Below are 15,149 nucleotides of genomic sequence, written 5' to 3'. Positions count from 1 at the left end.
GCTCTCAGCCAGCGCCCTGCTCCGCGGTCTCCGCCATCGGTCGGATCGCGACGCCGGCCTCGGTCAGCGCGCCACGCACGGCGCGCGCCATCTCGACCGCATGCAGATTATCGCCATGTACGCAGATCGTGTCGAATTCGAGCGCGATCTCCCGGCCGTCGATCGTCGCGACCCTGCCTTCTGTCGCCATCCGGACCGCGCGGCGCGCCGCCGTCTCCGGATCGTCGAGAACCGCGCCAGGCGTCTTGCGCGGCGCCAGCGTCCCGTCCGCCGCATAGGCGCGATCGGCATAGGCTTCACGCGCAATGCGAAGGCCGGCGCGAGCGGCGGCGCGTTCCTGTTCGGTCCCGGGCAGCGCGACGAATATCATGTCCGGATCAGTCGCCAGGACCGCCCGCGCGGTGGCGTCGGCCATGTCGGCGTCAACGGCGGTGAGGTTGGCCAGCGCCCCATGCGCCTTGAAATGCGTCACCGGAACGCCGACCGCCTTCGCCATGCCCTGCAGCGCGCCGACCTGATAGATGAGCAGCTTTTCGATCTCGATCGGATCATCGCCCTCAAATCTGCGGCGGCCGAAACCCCAGAGATCCAAGTAGCCCGGATGGGCGCCGACGCCGACGCCTTTCTCGCGCGCCAGGCGAAGCGTCTCGTGCATCACCAGCGGGTCGCCGCCGTGAAAGCCGCAAGCAACGTTGGCCGAGGTGATCACTTCAAACATTTCGGCGTCGTGGCCCATCTTCCACGCGCCCCAGCTTTCGCCCATATCCGCGTTCAGATCCACTTTGCGCATCCTCGATCTCCGATAGTTCCGGTGCGACCCGATCAGCCTTCGCGGATACTGAAAAAGTACAACTTTCACAACCGGATGAAAAGGCGGCCGGATGGCCGCAGGGCCCTGCGCATGGGCGCCGCGCCTCTGGACGACCGCGCTGCGGCCATGTCACAAGACGGGCGTCACGAGACGTGAACAACAGGAGTCCGAAGCATGACATCACCTGCCGATCCGCTCGCCGGGGGCCTCGCCGCGTATGGCCGGCGGCTTCGCGCCGGCGAGACCACCGCCGAGGCGACGACGCGCGCCTATCTCGACCGGATCGAGGCGCTCGACGGCGACATCGGCGCCTATCAGCACGTGTCCGCGGAAAGCGCGCTGGCGCAGGCCCGGGCGATCGACGCGCTTCTGGAGAGCGGGACCGACCTCGGCCCGCTGATGGGCGCGCCCTTGGCGATCAAGGACCTTCTCGCGGTCGATGGCATGCCGGTCACTGCCGGGTCCCTGCTGGACGTCTCCGATCTGATCGGCGCGGAAGGGCCGTTCGTACGCAAACTAAGGCGGCTCGGCTGCGTCATCCTCGGCAAGACCCGCACCGTTGAGTTCGCTTTCGGCGTCACCGGCGCCAGCGCGCCGCGCGGGACGCCGCGCAACCCGGCGGACATGGAGACGCCGCGCGCACCCGGCGGCTCCAGCTCGGGCTCCGCCGCGGCGATGGCGGCCGGGCTCTGCGGTTTCGCCATCGGCTCCGACACCGGCGGATCGGTGCGCATCCCGGCCGCGCTTTGCGGCGTTTTCGGGCTCAAGACCACGCATGGCCTCTGGCCGACCGAAGGCGTCTTTCCGCTCGCCCCGCATCTCGACACGCTTGGACTTCTGACCCGCGACGCCGAGGACGCCGCGATTATCCACGCCGCGCTCGACGATACCGTTCCGGCGGCGCCGGCGTCGCTCGACGGGCTGCGCCTCGCCCGGCCCGGCGCGTATTTCTTCAAGGGGCTCGACGCCGATGTCGCCGCACGAACCGAAGCCGCGCTCGCGCGGCTGACGGGCGCCGGATGCAGCCTCACCGAAGTCGAGATCCCCGAACCGGCGGCGCGCGAAGCCTATTTTCCACTCTCGCTCTCCGCCTGTCTCGTCGCGGCGCTGGGCGCGGAACGGGTGCGCGAGGGTCGCGAGCGGATGGACCCGCTCGTCGCGCGCCGCACCGATGCTGGCGCCGAAGCCCGCGCCGCCGATCTTCTTCGGCTCGAGCGGCGGCGGACGGATCTGATGGCGTCGGCGCACGAACGCGCCGCCAACCTAGACGCCTGGGTCTGCCCGACCGCGGCGATCCCGGCGCCGGCGATCGCCGCGCTAGAAGATCCCGAGGAGGCGATGCGCCTGACGCTGGGCATGACGCAGAACACGCAGCCGGCGAACTATCTCAACCTCGCAGGCGTGACGATCCCGCTGGCGGGAAGCGGTCTTCCTGTCGGCCTGCAACTCCTTGGCGCGCCGCTCAGCGAACGGCGCCTGCTGGCGATCAGCCGCGCGGTGGAGGCGCTCTTGCGCGAATAAGGAGCGAAGTCCGGCGCGTCCCGCGCAACCGCCGAAAACCCGTTGCCCGTTTCGCAACCCAAAGGTCAGGCCGCTGCGCCGGTCTTCTCTTCGACCGCACACTCAGGCGTGACCATTAAGGTATAGTGAGAGGCGCGACGTCTGAACTCATCGCTTGCGTCAGCCTCACCGCTGAGGCCGAACTCACTGGCGCATAGTGGACGCGAACGCCAAGGGCTCACCGCGGTCGCTAGAGTATGAAGTCACCGTGGCTCATGGCGGCTTCGTGGATGGCGCCCGCATCCGATGGACCCGCTCCCACGATGGAGACATCGCCTATCGTCCCGTCGAAAACATCTCGGAAACCGGCGGCGCCTGATCTGCTGGCCCATCCGTTGGCGCCGAGTTGCAGGTATTCGATATTGTCGACCCAGCTCATTTCAAAAGACGCATCTCCGACCAGTTCACCATTCAACCATAGCGACACCTCGCCATCGCCGAAGCTGGCGCTGACCGCGTAATCCTCGCCCGCCTTTATGCCGGACACGTTGAACGTCTCGGACTCCACGCCTTCCTGAAAACGAACCGAAAGCGTTCCATTGTTCAGGTAGCTGGTGAAGTGCCCGTCGTTGACCTCCACGCCATAGGCGTCCTTCGAAACCAGGCCTTGCCGGCCGGATACCTTATCCGCATTGAAGATGAACGAGAGCGTAGCCGCATCCACCTGAAGATCGTCGGTCGGCGCCAGCTCGATTACGGAGACGGTCGAGCCGTTGAACTCCATCTCTCCGTCCATGGCGAACAATTCATCGTGCTCCGCGGCCGGCTCAGGCCGGATAAAGATGAAGCTCTCTGTCGACTGCGCTATCCCTGTCGTGTTGGCGACGGTCGCGGTAAGAGTATACGCGTCGCCGGACAGATCGCTGAGATCGACGTTATTCAGCGACCACTCTCCCGAAGAAACGGTCGCGGTTCCAAGGACAGTGTCGTGCGAGTCGCCCGACAGGGCGACCGTCACCTGGCCCCCGTCCTGAACATTTTCTGTGCTGCCGGCGATATCCACCGAATCGATTTCGCTTTCGCCCAGTTCATTGTCGCCCGTGAGCGCGGCGATATCGATCGTCGGCTGGGCCTCAGGCGTCGGTTCCGGCTCAGGCTCTGGCTCGGGGGTCGGCTCCGGATCAGGGGTCGGCTCCGGCACGGGGTTCGGCTCCGGTTCGCTCGGAACTACGGCCACATTATAGCCTTCCACGATGGCGAGGTCGGAGATTGTACCGTCGAACACATCCCTGAACCCGGCTTCGCCCGATTTGCTTCCCCAGCCATTCGCACCGATCTGCAGATACTCGGCGTTGTCGGACCAGCTCGTGTCGAAAGCGCTTTCGCCAACGAGCGCGCCGTCGAACCAAAGCGCGACCTTGCCGTCGCCGAAGCTGGCGCGCACGGAATGGTCGGTATGGGCGTCTATGTTCGAAACCGAGAAGGTCCGGGAATCGCTGTCTTGCTGAAAGCGGACGTGAAGCGTTCCATTGTTGATATAGGCCACGAAGTGGCCGTCGTTTTCATTGACGCCGTAGGCATCCTTTGAAACGAGCCCCTGGCGACCCGAAACGCGGTCAGCGTTGAAGTCGAAGGAAATCGTCGTCGCGTCCACCTGAAGCGTCTCCGATGGCGCAACTTCGATTACCGATCGCGACGAGCCGTCGAATTCCATCGCGCCCGTCTTCTGGAAGAGCAGGCCGCCGCTTGCGCCCGGCTCGGGCTGTGGTTCAGGTTCGGGCTGCGGTTCCGGCTCAGGCTGTGGCTGAGGTTCCGGCTGCGGCTCCGGTTCGGGCTGCGGTTCCGGCGACGACGATTCTCCGCCGGCGTTCGGGCCCGTATCGTAGGCCCAGAGATCGCTGGCGTCGACATTTCTCGGTTCTCCGTAATTTGCGACATCGCCCTGGACGTTGACGCCGGAGAGGTTGAAGGGGACTTCGGCCTTCATGAAGCGCAGCTCGGCGACTTCGCCGTTGAAGGTCAGGTCGTCCCAGGTGATGTCGTAGCCGTCCTTGACCAGGAAGGCCCGCATGCCGGCCGTCGGCGAGGTGTTCTCGAAGATGCTGTCGGTGACGTGGATGTCGTGCGGGATGGCGTCGACATTCGCCGCCGTCAGTACGTTCCCCCGGTCGAGCACGGTGACGACGACGCCGTTCGGGCTGTTGATGAACTGGCTGCCTTCCACGACGATCCCGGAGTTCATCTTGGTCGGGTTCAGATCTCCGCTGTCGTAATACAGGCTCTTGATGTCCATGCCGCTGACGCCATTGCCATAGAACACGCTGTTCTGGACATGGCCGTCCCGGAAGCCGCCGGCGGTGTCGATCCCGTCGCGCGCGTTGTGATCGAAGAAGCTGTCGATCACCTGCATGCGCTGCGGGCCGTGGTCGGTGTTGTCGCCTTCCGTCTTGATCCCGTCGCCGAGGGATTTCCGGAAATGGCTGCTCAGGATGCGCGCGTCGTCGGCGCCGCCCACAAGCCGCACCTGGTAGAAGCCGCCCTCGAAATAGCTGCTCCGGATCGTCAGGTCGTCGCCGCCCGGAACGTCCACATGCATCGCCACGTTGCCGGTGAAGGCGCTGTCCTCGATGGTCACGTCGTCGCCATCGACGACCAGCACCCGCTTGGCGTGATAATCCGTCCCCGATTGCGGGTTCGCCCCGCGATACCCCGTTCCCGGCGCGTCGATCGCCGTGAAGGTCATGTTGTCGATCGTCACCCCGTCGGAAAGCACGAAGAGCGCCGAGCTGTCCTTCGCACTCGTCCGGACATCGAACCCGCCGCCATCCACCGCGGTCAGCGTGAAGTCCTTCGGAAGCCGCAGATTCGCCCCCGAGATCTGATAGGTGTCTTCAAGAACAAGCGTATCGCCAGCCTTGAACCGATTGGCCAGAAGCGATCCGATCTCCCCAGAAACATCCTGACCCGAATTCCACCCCAGATCAGAGGAATACCATACCGCCATCGAATGTCCTTTCGTACGTACGCCAGACCAGTCGCGCAATCGACCTTGTCACGAAATTCGTTTATTCGATCTTCCATGAAAAGGCCAAGGGGGAGTTCATACACTTTTTAAATCGAACTGACATCTTTGTAGAGAACTGACCAGATGCTGCGGCCGCCTTGTCACTTGGGCGAAGCATGGGCGCCGAATTTATAGAAGTATCCCGGCTCGTTAGGCGCCATTTCTACGGCTCTTCGCGCGTCGGCGCACGCTTGTTCCTGCCGGACGCGGTCGCTGGCGGGCGCAAAGGATGTCCGGCGCATGGACCGCCGGATCGATTGAAACCGGTGTTTGCGACCGGGCCAACCCGGATTGAATCGGACCAGAATCGAATTCACCGTCCTTGGCGGTGTGCGCGAACTCTGTCCGCACCCTGGTCATCACAATCCGAGCGAGCCGGAAGAAACCGTCGGTTTGCGCATCGCACGTGGGTAATTGAGGCGCCCTTCCATTGCGGGTTCCCAACTCTTGAACGAGGACGATCCGGAGAACGGGCCAACGAGACCGCCATTTGCAACGGCCGGACCCCACGCCTGCGCCTGGGCGGCGTTTCGGAGCCCTTCGGCGCCGGTTTGCGCTATCGGCTGACGCGGCGTGTCGTTCCCGGAGCGCGTAACAGAGGCCGGGGGTGCGCGCGTTTTCAACAACAGTCGCCGCATGGTCGTCTGGCCGGTCTCGTCAGCCGGAGCCCGGGAAACACCTTCACCGGCCGAACGGCGATCATGATCTGATCATGGCTGGCGCAGACAAGCGGGATTCAAGAACAGCGGGCCCGTTCTTGAGAGGAAACGGAATCGACTCTACCATGTGGACGAAACCAGTATGGATCCTTGAGACGAATGAATCTTACTGCGCATCAATCATATACCCATGCCGATACTGCGGATGCTCTTTTGGAATCGAGCACGGCGAAGGCGCCGCCCAAGCTCGTGCCGGCACTTTTCAATGGGATTCGCATCGTCGAAGCGCTCAATCGTCACGGGTCGACCGGCGCATCGCTGGCGGAACTCAGCAGCGCGCTCGGCATCACCAAAAGCCACTGTCACGCCATCCTGAAGACGCTCACACATTCCGACTGGCTGCAATTCGATGACCGCGCCAAGACATACCGGCTTGGCGCCGGGCTCTTGGCGAGTTGTTCCTCGTTGCGAGCGTCGCCCGAACTGAAGCGCATCCGCGAACGCTTGGCGCAGCTTGTGGTCGAATCCGGCTTTTCGTGCGTGCTGACACAGCCCCAGAAGGACCGGTCGTTCATCGTCATCGACAATCTCTCCAACGACAATCAGGTGCTGGTGTCGTACGCCATCGGCTCAACGCTGCCTTACGACTCTCCGGCGCAGATGCGCGCCTTTCTCGCCTGGCGGCCTGAAGCGGAGCAAAAGCGACTGCTGGCGAGAAGAAAGATACATAAATACACGCGGCATACGATCACCACGCCTGAGCGCCTGATCGCAGAACTCGCTGCGACCAGAGTTCGGGGCTTCTCGCGGAGCGTCGGCGAGCATTTCGAGGGAATGCTCGCCTATGGCCTGCCGATTTTCTCTCGAGAGGGGAAGGTCGCCTACATCTTTTGTCTCGCCGGTTTCGTGTCTCAGATCGAAGAGTATGAGGCGCGGGTGACCTCCGCGATGAAGCGCGCCGCGCGCGATATCCATGACTCCATCATGGGCGAACCGCCTGCCGACTTTCCGTAGGCGGCTCGCAGGCTCTGAAAGCCAGCGCGCCGATCGAGCACACGCAGATGATCGGGGCAGATCCTCACGCCGTGGCTCCGGGACGAGAGCGATGCTCGAATAGTCTTGACAGCAAAAATTCGTTAGTGTTCGCTGATCTTTGGAGAGGCTGTCATTCTCCATGGAGAATGATAAGGCTATTCGCCTACAGAATAACGGCTCCAACCAGCTGAGGTCGACATGACAGTGACAACGTCCACTATGCGCAGTTCACCAGCACGATCCGCAATCGTCGCAGCGGCGTTGTTGACAATGTTGACGTCGTTCGCCGACGGCGCGGTCGCGCAAAACCGGTTCCAGCCTGCGGAACCGGAACCCGGCGTCGAAATTCCGTCCGCGACCGTAAATTTCGGGATGCGGCCCTATGCCGACAACACGTTCTACGTCATCGCCATGAAGAAGGGCTGGTTCGAGGAGGTGGGTGTCACCATCGGCCCCGACGAGCTCGGCATGAAGGTCAACGACACGAACGTGAATGCGCTTCTTCTGAACGGTCAGTTGGACCTCGCAAGCCAGTATTGCCCGCTGATGTTGCCAACCTATCGATCCAGCGACAAACTAAAATGCATAGCCTTCACTGACACTTTCCTCGGCGCGGCGATCCTCGCCAATCCCGAACTCGGGCTGAAGCCGGTCAGTGAATATATCGAGGAGGGCATGTCCTTCGAAGACGCGATGGCGAAGGGTCTGGCGCCGCTCGAGGGGAAGACCCTGATCGTGCCGCCGGTGATCTCGAACCGTCCCTTCACCGACGCGGCCGCAGAGTTCAGCGGAGTCGACTGGGATATCGAGGTGCTTGAAGACGCCCGATCGCTCGTCCTCGCCCGGTCGGGGCAGATTGACTTCGTGAACCCGGAGGGCGCGCCGGTAGTCTACACGCTGATGCAGGCCGGCTGGACGCGGGTGCTGGGCATTGGCGATCTCTTCGCTCACGCGCCGGGGGGCGCGGGTTCGTCGGTCGCGCCCCTGGTCGCCATCGTCGGGGTCGGCGCGAACGCGGATTATGTAAACGAGAACCAGAATACCGTGCTTCGTTTTCTTTCGGTCGTCTGGCGGACGATCGACGCGGTGGGCAAGGACCCCTCCCTATATGAGCTTCAGGCGCCGTACCTGAACAGCGTCGCCGGAACCGACCTCGACGCAAAGGGACTGGAGGCGACCGTCGCCGCGTTGCATCCGTTCGCGCCTTTCGAAGACGGGGAAACCTATTTCCGCGATCCCGAGAGCGTCCTCTATTATGGGAACGCCTGGGGCGCCTTAATCGAAGAGTTTACCGAGAAGGGAATTCTGCCCGACGAAGGGATGGAGCCCGACGATATCGTTTGGGCGGCGTCGATCTGGAAGCAGATGAGCGATTATCGCGTCAAATCCGAAGAACTGATCGAGGCGCTCGAGGGTGAAACCTTGAGCGATGAGGCCGGAAAACTGCTGGAGCAGGCGAAACTGCATTACGAGCGGTTCAATTACCTTGACGCTTATCGTTTCGCCGCCGCGGCGAAAGGCTGAGGACGAGGCCAGAGAAACGGCGTGGCTACATTGCGTCAGACCATCGGCGCCACTGCGGGCGACGGGGCGCCGACCGGGCATGCGATGCGCGTGCTGAAGGCCTGGCTCCCCTCGGCCGACCCGCTCGGTCTCGTCGGCATCGTCCTCGCGGTCGTGATCTGGTGGGCGCTCGGCTTCGTCGTGGGTTCAGCTGTCCTTCCCTCGCCTCATGCAGTGATGGCGCGCGTCGGTCAGGACTTCTGGGTCGCGCCGATGCTCAGCTACTATGGTCTTCCGAAGACCGGACTGTTCGACAGTCTGACGTACAGCGCCACGAATGTCTTTCTCTCAGTGCTTCTCGGCGGCGCGATCGGTGTGGTTCTCGGCCTTTTCACCGCCAGGGTTACGCTGGCGCGCGCGATTCTCGATCCGATTCTGACGACGGTGGGCACGATCCCGATCCTCGTCCTCGCGCCTTTCTTCCTGATCTGGTTCGGGACGGGACGGTGGAGCGCACTCCTTCTGATCACGATCTACGTGGTCGTCATTCTCTATATTTACGCGCAGCGCGCGGCTGACAATCTCGATCCGGTCTACGAGGATTCGGCGCGCACCCTGGGCGCCGGAGGATGGGATATTCTCTGGGGGATGCTGATCCCCGGAACTCTGCCGCAGATACTCGGCGGGCTTCGCATTGCTCTCGCCGGCGCCTGGGGGCTTGAGGCGATCGCCGAACTGCTCGGCGCGCAGCGGGGAATCGGCAAGATCATCGAGGTGCTCGCCGGCAGTCTCGACACCGAGGGGATCTTCGCGTGCCTGCTGGTTCTCGGCGTCGCAGCGGTCATCTCGGACATGTTGATGGGCGCGCTCGCTCGCCGCGCCATGCGATGGAGCGCCGACGCAAAGTGAATGAGACCGGAATCACTTTCGAGAATGTCAGGCGCAACTTTCGCCGCGCCGACGGGCGTGAAGTCGTGGCGGTCAGCGATGTCTCGGTTGAGATCAAGGCCGGCGAGTTCGTCTGTCTCGTGGGGCCGTCCGGTTGCGGAAAAACCACTCTTCTTCAGCTCGTCTCGGGCCTTCTCTCCCCTACAGCAGGGGCGATCACAGTCGGAGGCGCGCCGATATCCGGGCCGGGGCCGGACCGCGGCTTCGTCTTTCAGAAGGACAGCGTCTTCCCGTGGATGCGCGTAATTGATAATGTCGAATATGGGTTAAAGCGTCGCGGGATGCCTCACGACGAGCGTCGGGAGCGAGCGCTTCGTTATCTCGATCTCGTTGGTCTTTCCGACGTCGCCAAGGCCTGGCCGAAAGAGCTTTCGGGCGGGATGCTGAAACGTGTCGCCATCGCGACTGTCTTCGCCAACGATTCGGGCGTCCTGCTGCTGGATGAGCCGTTCGGGGCGCTGGACTACGTCACCAAACGCCAGTTGCACGACGTGTTGCTTGACCTGTGGGTGGACGCGGGGCGGGAACGGCGGCGCACGATCCTGTTCGTGACGCATGACGTCGATGAGGCGCTTCTTCTTTCCGATCGTATTCTTGTCGTAAAACAGGGCGCAATGGCGGATGACATCGCGCTGAAGGCTGAGCGACCGCGCGGGGTCGACAGCCTCGCGTCGGCGGAGCTTCTCGCGATCAAACACAGGCTTCTCGCGCATCTTGGGCTTGAGCCCGCAACCGGGTCGGAAGCGTGACGCGAGCTACCCAGAAGCGGATTTCGCTTGCCGTCTTCGTGGCGATGGTCGTCTTTTGGCAGGTCTTGTCCGTCCTCTTCCCCGCCGAGATCGTCGACGGCGTGCCGATGATCCCCGGCTGGCAAGTTCTCGCCACAACGACGTTTCTCTCCATGGCGGATTACTGGGGCGGCGGTTTCGGGATCATTTCGGTCGCGCAAGGCGGCGAACGGACAACCGCGGCCGCAGCGCTCTCAATCATCAGCCATTCCTGGGACACGCTTGTGCGGCTCTATGTCGGCCTTGCGCTCGGCGCAATCTGCGGCGCGACGCTCGGTCTCGCGATCACCTGGTCGGCATGGACCCGGCGGATCATAGAATTACCGGTAGAGGTGCTGCGCACATTGCCGCTTCTCGCGATGGTGCCGCTGTTCCAACTCTGGTTCGGAACTTACTTCGCCGGCAAGATCGCGTTCATCGGCTATGGCGTCGCCGTTCTATTTGTTGCCGGCGTTATCAACGCGGTGCGCAACGTGCCGCCGATCTATCTGGAAAACGCCCGCACACTCGGAGCCTCGAAAATGGAGATTTACAAGACCGTGATCCTGCCGGCGATTTTTCCCGAACTACGCGCGACGATCATGCTCAGTCTCGGCCTCGCCTGGGCGACGGTGATCGGCGCGGAGTATCTGGGTGCGCAATCAGGCCTCGGCTACATTCTCGTCTACGCGCAATCATATGGATTTGTAGATCGGATGTTTTTCGTCGCACTGCTGTTCGTGCTCTACGCCTCGATCAGTTTCGCGCTGTTCAACATGGTTTCGACGAAGATGCTGCGCTGGGCGCCGCGCGCGTCGGGCCGCGAAAGCTTAGCATGAACGCCCAAGCGTCGCTGGACAAGGGACTGGAGCGAAGCCTAACGGTCGCGCTCGGAGACCGTCGGTATCGGGTGGAGCGGCCGTTCTTCGCCAATGAGGGGCCCGGCGCCGTATCCGATGTCGCCATTTGCGCCGACGGGACGACGCTGGCGCTGATCAGGACCGACCCGCTCGTCGGCCCGGTCGGCCCGGCGGTGTTCGAACTGAACGCCGACGGCGGCATTCAGGCGTCTTGGGGCGACGACCTGATCCTGGACGCCCACATGGTGGCGGCCGCGCCGGACGGGCGCGTATTCGTCGTCGATCGTGACGCCCATGAGATTGTCATCTGCAAGGATCGACGCAGGGTCGGCGGAATCGGAACGCGCCACGGGCCGCTGCAACCATTCAATCACCCGACCAGCGTCGCTTTCGCCCCGGACGGCGATATCTACGTATCGGACGGCTACGCCAACCATCGCGTCCATCGTTTCGCGCCGGATGGGCGCCTGATCGGAAGCTGGGGTGAAGCCGGAGATGGCCCCGGCGCGTTCATGAACCCGCATTCCGTCTGGGTGCGGACCGACGGCAACGTCGTCGTGGTGGATCGCGAGAACGACCGGCTTCAGCTCTTCACGCCCGACGGCGAACTGCTCGATATCTGGACCGGTTTCGTGAAACCGCTGGATGTCTGGGGCGACGCGGAAGACAATCTCTATGTCACCGACTTCATCCCCTCTTTGACGATGCTTTCGGCGGATGGCGTCCGCATCGGCCGCTGTCGACCGGTCCTGAACGGCGCACACGGAATCACGGGCGACGCGGAGGGGAATCTCTTTCTGGCGGAACCGTCGCCGAGCAGAATTTCGAAACTGGCGCGCCTTTGAGATCTCGCCGCGGGCGAGGATGAATGGTTGGGAGACGGGTACATGGCCGAGGACTTCGATCTGCTCATCCGAAACGGCGACGTGTTCACAGGGGGCGCTCTCTGCCGCTGCGATGTCGGCGTTAGGAATGGCGTGATCGCTGCGATCGCGGATCGGCTTGATGCGCCTGCGGCCAGGACGGTCGACGCCGCCGGGAAACTCGTCCTGCCCGGCGGAGTCGACAGTCACGTCCATATCGATCAGCCGTCGGGATCGGCTGCGGAGATGTGCGACGATTTTGACAGCGCAAGCGCCTCCGCTGCGGCGGGCGGCACGACCACCGTAATCTCCTTTGCGTGGCAGTCGCCGGGGGAGTCGCTCGCCGGAATCGCGGAGGATTACGCGCGCCGCGCGCGGAAATCCCGCGTCGACTACACGTTTCATCTGACCATCACCGACCCTACGGAAAAGGTGCTTGAGGACGAACTGCCCGCGCTCGTCGCCGCCGGCGATCGTTCGATCAAGATCTTCATGACCTACAAGGGCGTCGGTTTGAAGGATAAGGATATACTTCGCGTTCTCGACGCCGCGCGGCGCAACAGGGCGCTCGTTTGCGTCCATGCGGAAAACCACGCGTTGATCGAGTATCTGACGGAAAAGCTGGTTTCCGCCGGACTCGGCGCGCCAAAATACTTCCCGCTGTCGAAGCCGATGACCGCGGAGCGCGAAGCCGTGAACAGGATCATCGCGTTCAGTGAAGCGCTGGACACGCCGATCCATATCTTTCACGTCTCGGGCGCGGAATCGGCGGCGGAGATCGAACGGGCCCAGCAGCGCGGGCTCAAGGTCACGGCGGAGACCTGCCCCCACTATCTGACCATCACCGCGGACGATCTCGACAAGCCCGGCTTTGAAGGCGCGAAGCTGATCTTCGGCCCGCCGGCGCGGACCGTCGCCGATCAGGATGCGCTTTGGAACTATATTCGCCGCGGGGTCATATCCGTCATTTCTTCGGACCATTCGCCGTCGCGCTACGACGACGTCAAAGGCAAGAAGGTCGCCGGCGAGGACGCGCCATTCAGCGTCGTACCCAATGGCGTCCCGGGACTTGCGGCGCGGATGCCCGTTCTTTTCTCCGAAGGCGTGTCGAAGGGGCGTATCACCATCGCGAAATTCGTGGACCTGGTCAGCGCCGAGCCCGCGCGCCGGTTCGGCATCTTCCCCCAGAAAGGCCTGGTCGCCGTAGGCAGCGACGCCGACTTCGTGATTTGGGACCCGGAGCGAAAGGTTGTGATCCGCAACGAGATGATGCGCCACGCCGGAGACTATACGCCTTGGGAAGGGTTCGAGGTGACTGGTTGGCCATCCGCGACGTATGTGCGCGGGCGGCTGGTCTGCAAAGACGGCGCACCGGTCGCGGAAGCCGGCGGCGGCCGCCACGTTCCCAGAGCACCCTATCCCCTGATCGAGCCCGCTGGCCGGGCTCGGGCGGAGTTACGCGACGCGCTGGGCGCATAGATCGCCGACGATATGGGGGACGGGTTTGATAACCTATTGGATCAAGGCCGGGACGTCCGTGCCTGGCGAAGACTCCCCCGACCAACCCGTCAGAAAACGGGCAATTGCAGTTCCAACCAACCGCGAGAAATATCGCCACTGGTCGGAAGCGATGATGCTTTGACAGAGTGCGCTTCATCCGTTCACCTGCCGGCTTTCACGGGAAACCGCAGCCTCTCCCGAGCCCGGCGTCTAGGGTGTTTCCCGCTCTATCCGCATCGTATCCGGTGGCCGCGAAGCGGTTTTCGCGTTGTTGTGAATTGGCGACTCCGCTGGATCGCATCCACACGGATCATCGAAGACGCGGAACCCCATAACGCCCTCGCTGCGACGCAGTCCGCTCATGTCGCCATCGGCCGCCCATTCCATGGACGGCCTCTGTTTCACCGATAGTCGCGCGCCCATCGCCTCGCTGAGGCGCCCGCACCCAGTTCACATCATCAGACTGATGACGCTTTGCGGGTCGCCTCAACGATCCAGGTCGAACGGGGGACGCTCTGATGCAACGATCACGCTTGCGCGGCGCTCGCCGCTTCGAGAATACGCCCGACCGGCTCATTAACGCCCGCCAGCCAGAAGGACTCAAAATCGCCGGCCCCTGAATTCTGGATCAGCATCAAGGTAACGCCCGTCTTCTCTTCGCGCCCCATGATCGATGTATGACCGGGTATCTGGCCAAGGTGGCCCTTCACGTCCGCATCGCCGTAGCGCATGACCAGAAGGCCGTGGCCGTTGGCGACGGTGTTCGAGCCGGGAAACTGCGCCGGGCTGGTGTTGTCCTTCATCTCCGCAAGCGCCTTTTCCTTCAGGATGCGCCCGTCGAAAAGGGCGTTGAGAAAGGTGACCGCGTCGCGCGGGGTCGAGATCATGTCGCCCGCGGCGTTGGCGCCCGATAGCGGGAACCACTCCGTCGCGTCCCAGACCCCGTCGATCGGTTCGCCGGCCCCGGTCACATCCCATTGCGAGTCGCCTTCCTCGTCCACATGCATATAGCCGCGGGCCTCACGCTCGATCGGGAAGCTCTCATGCGTGCCGACCCATGTGTCCTTCATCCCGAGGGGCTCGAAGATGCGGCGGCGCAAATGCTCGGAATAGGGTGCGCCGGTCTCCTTCGCGATGATCATCCCGGCAAGCACATAACCGGTGTTAGAGTACTCCATACCGTGCCACGGATCTTTCTGAACTCCGTGCACGAAGGAGAATTCGACGATTTCTTCGGCGGTCCAGGTCTTGTCGGAAATCATCGGCATCGAGGTCTCGAAGTCAGGCAGGCCCGAGCGGTGATTGAGCAAGATCCGAACCGGCATCTCCGCCGCGCGCGGCAAGTCCGGGAACCAGCGGGTGATCGGCTCATCGTAGTCCAATTTTCCGTCCTCGACGAGAAGATGCAGACCGGTGGCGATGAAGGTCTTGGTGCAGCTGGCGATGCGAAACAGGCGGTCCCCGGTCATCGGTATGTTCTCGAACCGATTGGCGAGACCGCTCTGATAAAGCCGCATCTCCTCACCCGGCCGACTGAGCGCAAGTGACACGCCAACCACGCCGCGCTTTACGTGATCATCGATGATCGTCTGTATCTGACTGTCAAGCTGGTCGCTCATCGGCTTTCCTTTCGTTCTGA

11 protein-coding genes are annotated in these 15,149 nt (G+C 63.0%); 8 read left to right on the top strand and 3 right to left on the bottom strand.

Translation table 11 applies throughout. The features are described 5' to 3' along the window. Positions 1-4 precede the first annotated feature (4 nt). The gene (locus G5B40_RS15770) at positions 5-790 is read right to left on the bottom strand and encodes a LamB/YcsF family protein (RefSeq protein WP_165100474.1); all 786 of its coding nucleotides are present in this window, start codon (positions 788-790) and stop codon (positions 5-7) included. A gap of 195 nt (positions 791-985) precedes the next feature. Here G5B40_RS15770 and G5B40_RS15765 point away from each other — a divergent pair, with 195 nt between their 5' ends. Continuing rightward, positions 986-2,332, top strand: a complete 1,347-nt coding sequence (locus G5B40_RS15765) for an amidase (protein WP_165100472.1) — start codon at positions 986-988, stop codon at positions 2,330-2,332. Positions 2,333-2,561: 229 nt separating this feature from the next. Here G5B40_RS15765 and G5B40_RS15760 read toward each other — a convergent pair whose 3' ends face one another. Further along, the gene (locus tag G5B40_RS15760) at positions 2,562-5,315 is read right to left on the bottom strand and encodes a right-handed parallel beta-helix repeat-containing protein (RefSeq protein ID WP_165100469.1); all 2,754 of its coding nucleotides are present in this window, start codon (positions 5,313-5,315) and stop codon (positions 2,562-2,564) included. A 968-nt stretch (positions 5,316-6,283) separates the two neighbouring features. Between G5B40_RS15760 and G5B40_RS15755 the strand changes: the two genes are divergently transcribed. The 7 genes from G5B40_RS15755 to hydA all read left to right on the top strand — a co-directional run bounded on the left by G5B40_RS15755 (position 6,284) and on the right by hydA (position 13,489). After that, complete coding sequence (locus G5B40_RS15755) at positions 6,284-7,048, top strand: IclR family transcriptional regulator (RefSeq protein ID WP_165100466.1); 765 nt, start codon at positions 6,284-6,286, stop codon at positions 7,046-7,048. Positions 7,049-7,339: 291 nt separating this feature from the next. Beyond that, complete coding sequence (locus G5B40_RS15750) at positions 7,340-8,593, top strand: ABC transporter substrate-binding protein (protein ID WP_165100463.1); 1,254 nt, start codon at positions 7,340-7,342, stop codon at positions 8,591-8,593. 21 nt (positions 8,594-8,614) lie between these two features. After that, positions 8,615-9,481, top strand: coding sequence for an ABC transporter permease (locus G5B40_RS15745; RefSeq protein WP_165100460.1), 867 nt, complete (start codon positions 8,615-8,617; stop codon positions 9,479-9,481). Beyond that, on the top strand, positions 9,478-10,269 hold the full coding sequence (locus G5B40_RS15740) for an ABC transporter ATP-binding protein (protein WP_165100457.1): 792 nt from the start codon (positions 9,478-9,480) through the stop codon (positions 10,267-10,269). The genes G5B40_RS15745 and G5B40_RS15740 overlap by 4 nt, the downstream gene beginning before the upstream one ends. Then, entirely contained in the window at positions 10,266-11,126 is an 861-nt protein-coding gene (locus tag G5B40_RS15735) for an ABC transporter permease (protein ID WP_165100454.1), read from the top strand. Before G5B40_RS15740 ends, G5B40_RS15735 begins: the two co-directional genes overlap by 4 nt. Continuing rightward, positions 11,123-11,992, top strand: coding sequence for an NHL repeat-containing protein (locus G5B40_RS15730; protein ID WP_165100451.1), 870 nt, complete (start codon positions 11,123-11,125; stop codon positions 11,990-11,992). Before G5B40_RS15735 ends, G5B40_RS15730 begins: the two co-directional genes overlap by 4 nt. A gap of 42 nt (positions 11,993-12,034) precedes the next feature. Beyond that, positions 12,035-13,489 carry a dihydropyrimidinase gene (gene hydA, locus G5B40_RS15725; RefSeq protein ID WP_165100449.1) on the top strand — a complete coding sequence of 485 codons (1,455 nt, stop codon included), beginning with the start codon at positions 12,035-12,037 and terminating at the stop codon, positions 13,487-13,489. A 548-nt stretch (positions 13,490-14,037) separates the two neighbouring features. Here hydA and G5B40_RS15720 read toward each other — a convergent pair. Next, positions 14,038-15,129, bottom strand: a complete 1,092-nt coding sequence (locus G5B40_RS15720; RefSeq protein ID WP_165100447.1) for a serine hydrolase domain-containing protein — start codon at positions 15,127-15,129, stop codon at positions 14,038-14,040. Positions 15,130-15,149: the final 20 nt, after the last annotated feature.

Source organism: Pikeienuella piscinae (assembly GCF_011044155.1).
GTDB lineage: Bacteria > Pseudomonadota > Alphaproteobacteria > Rhodobacterales > Rhodobacteraceae > Pikeienuella > Pikeienuella piscinae.
This window is presented reverse-complemented; position numbering and strand designations above follow the sequence as displayed.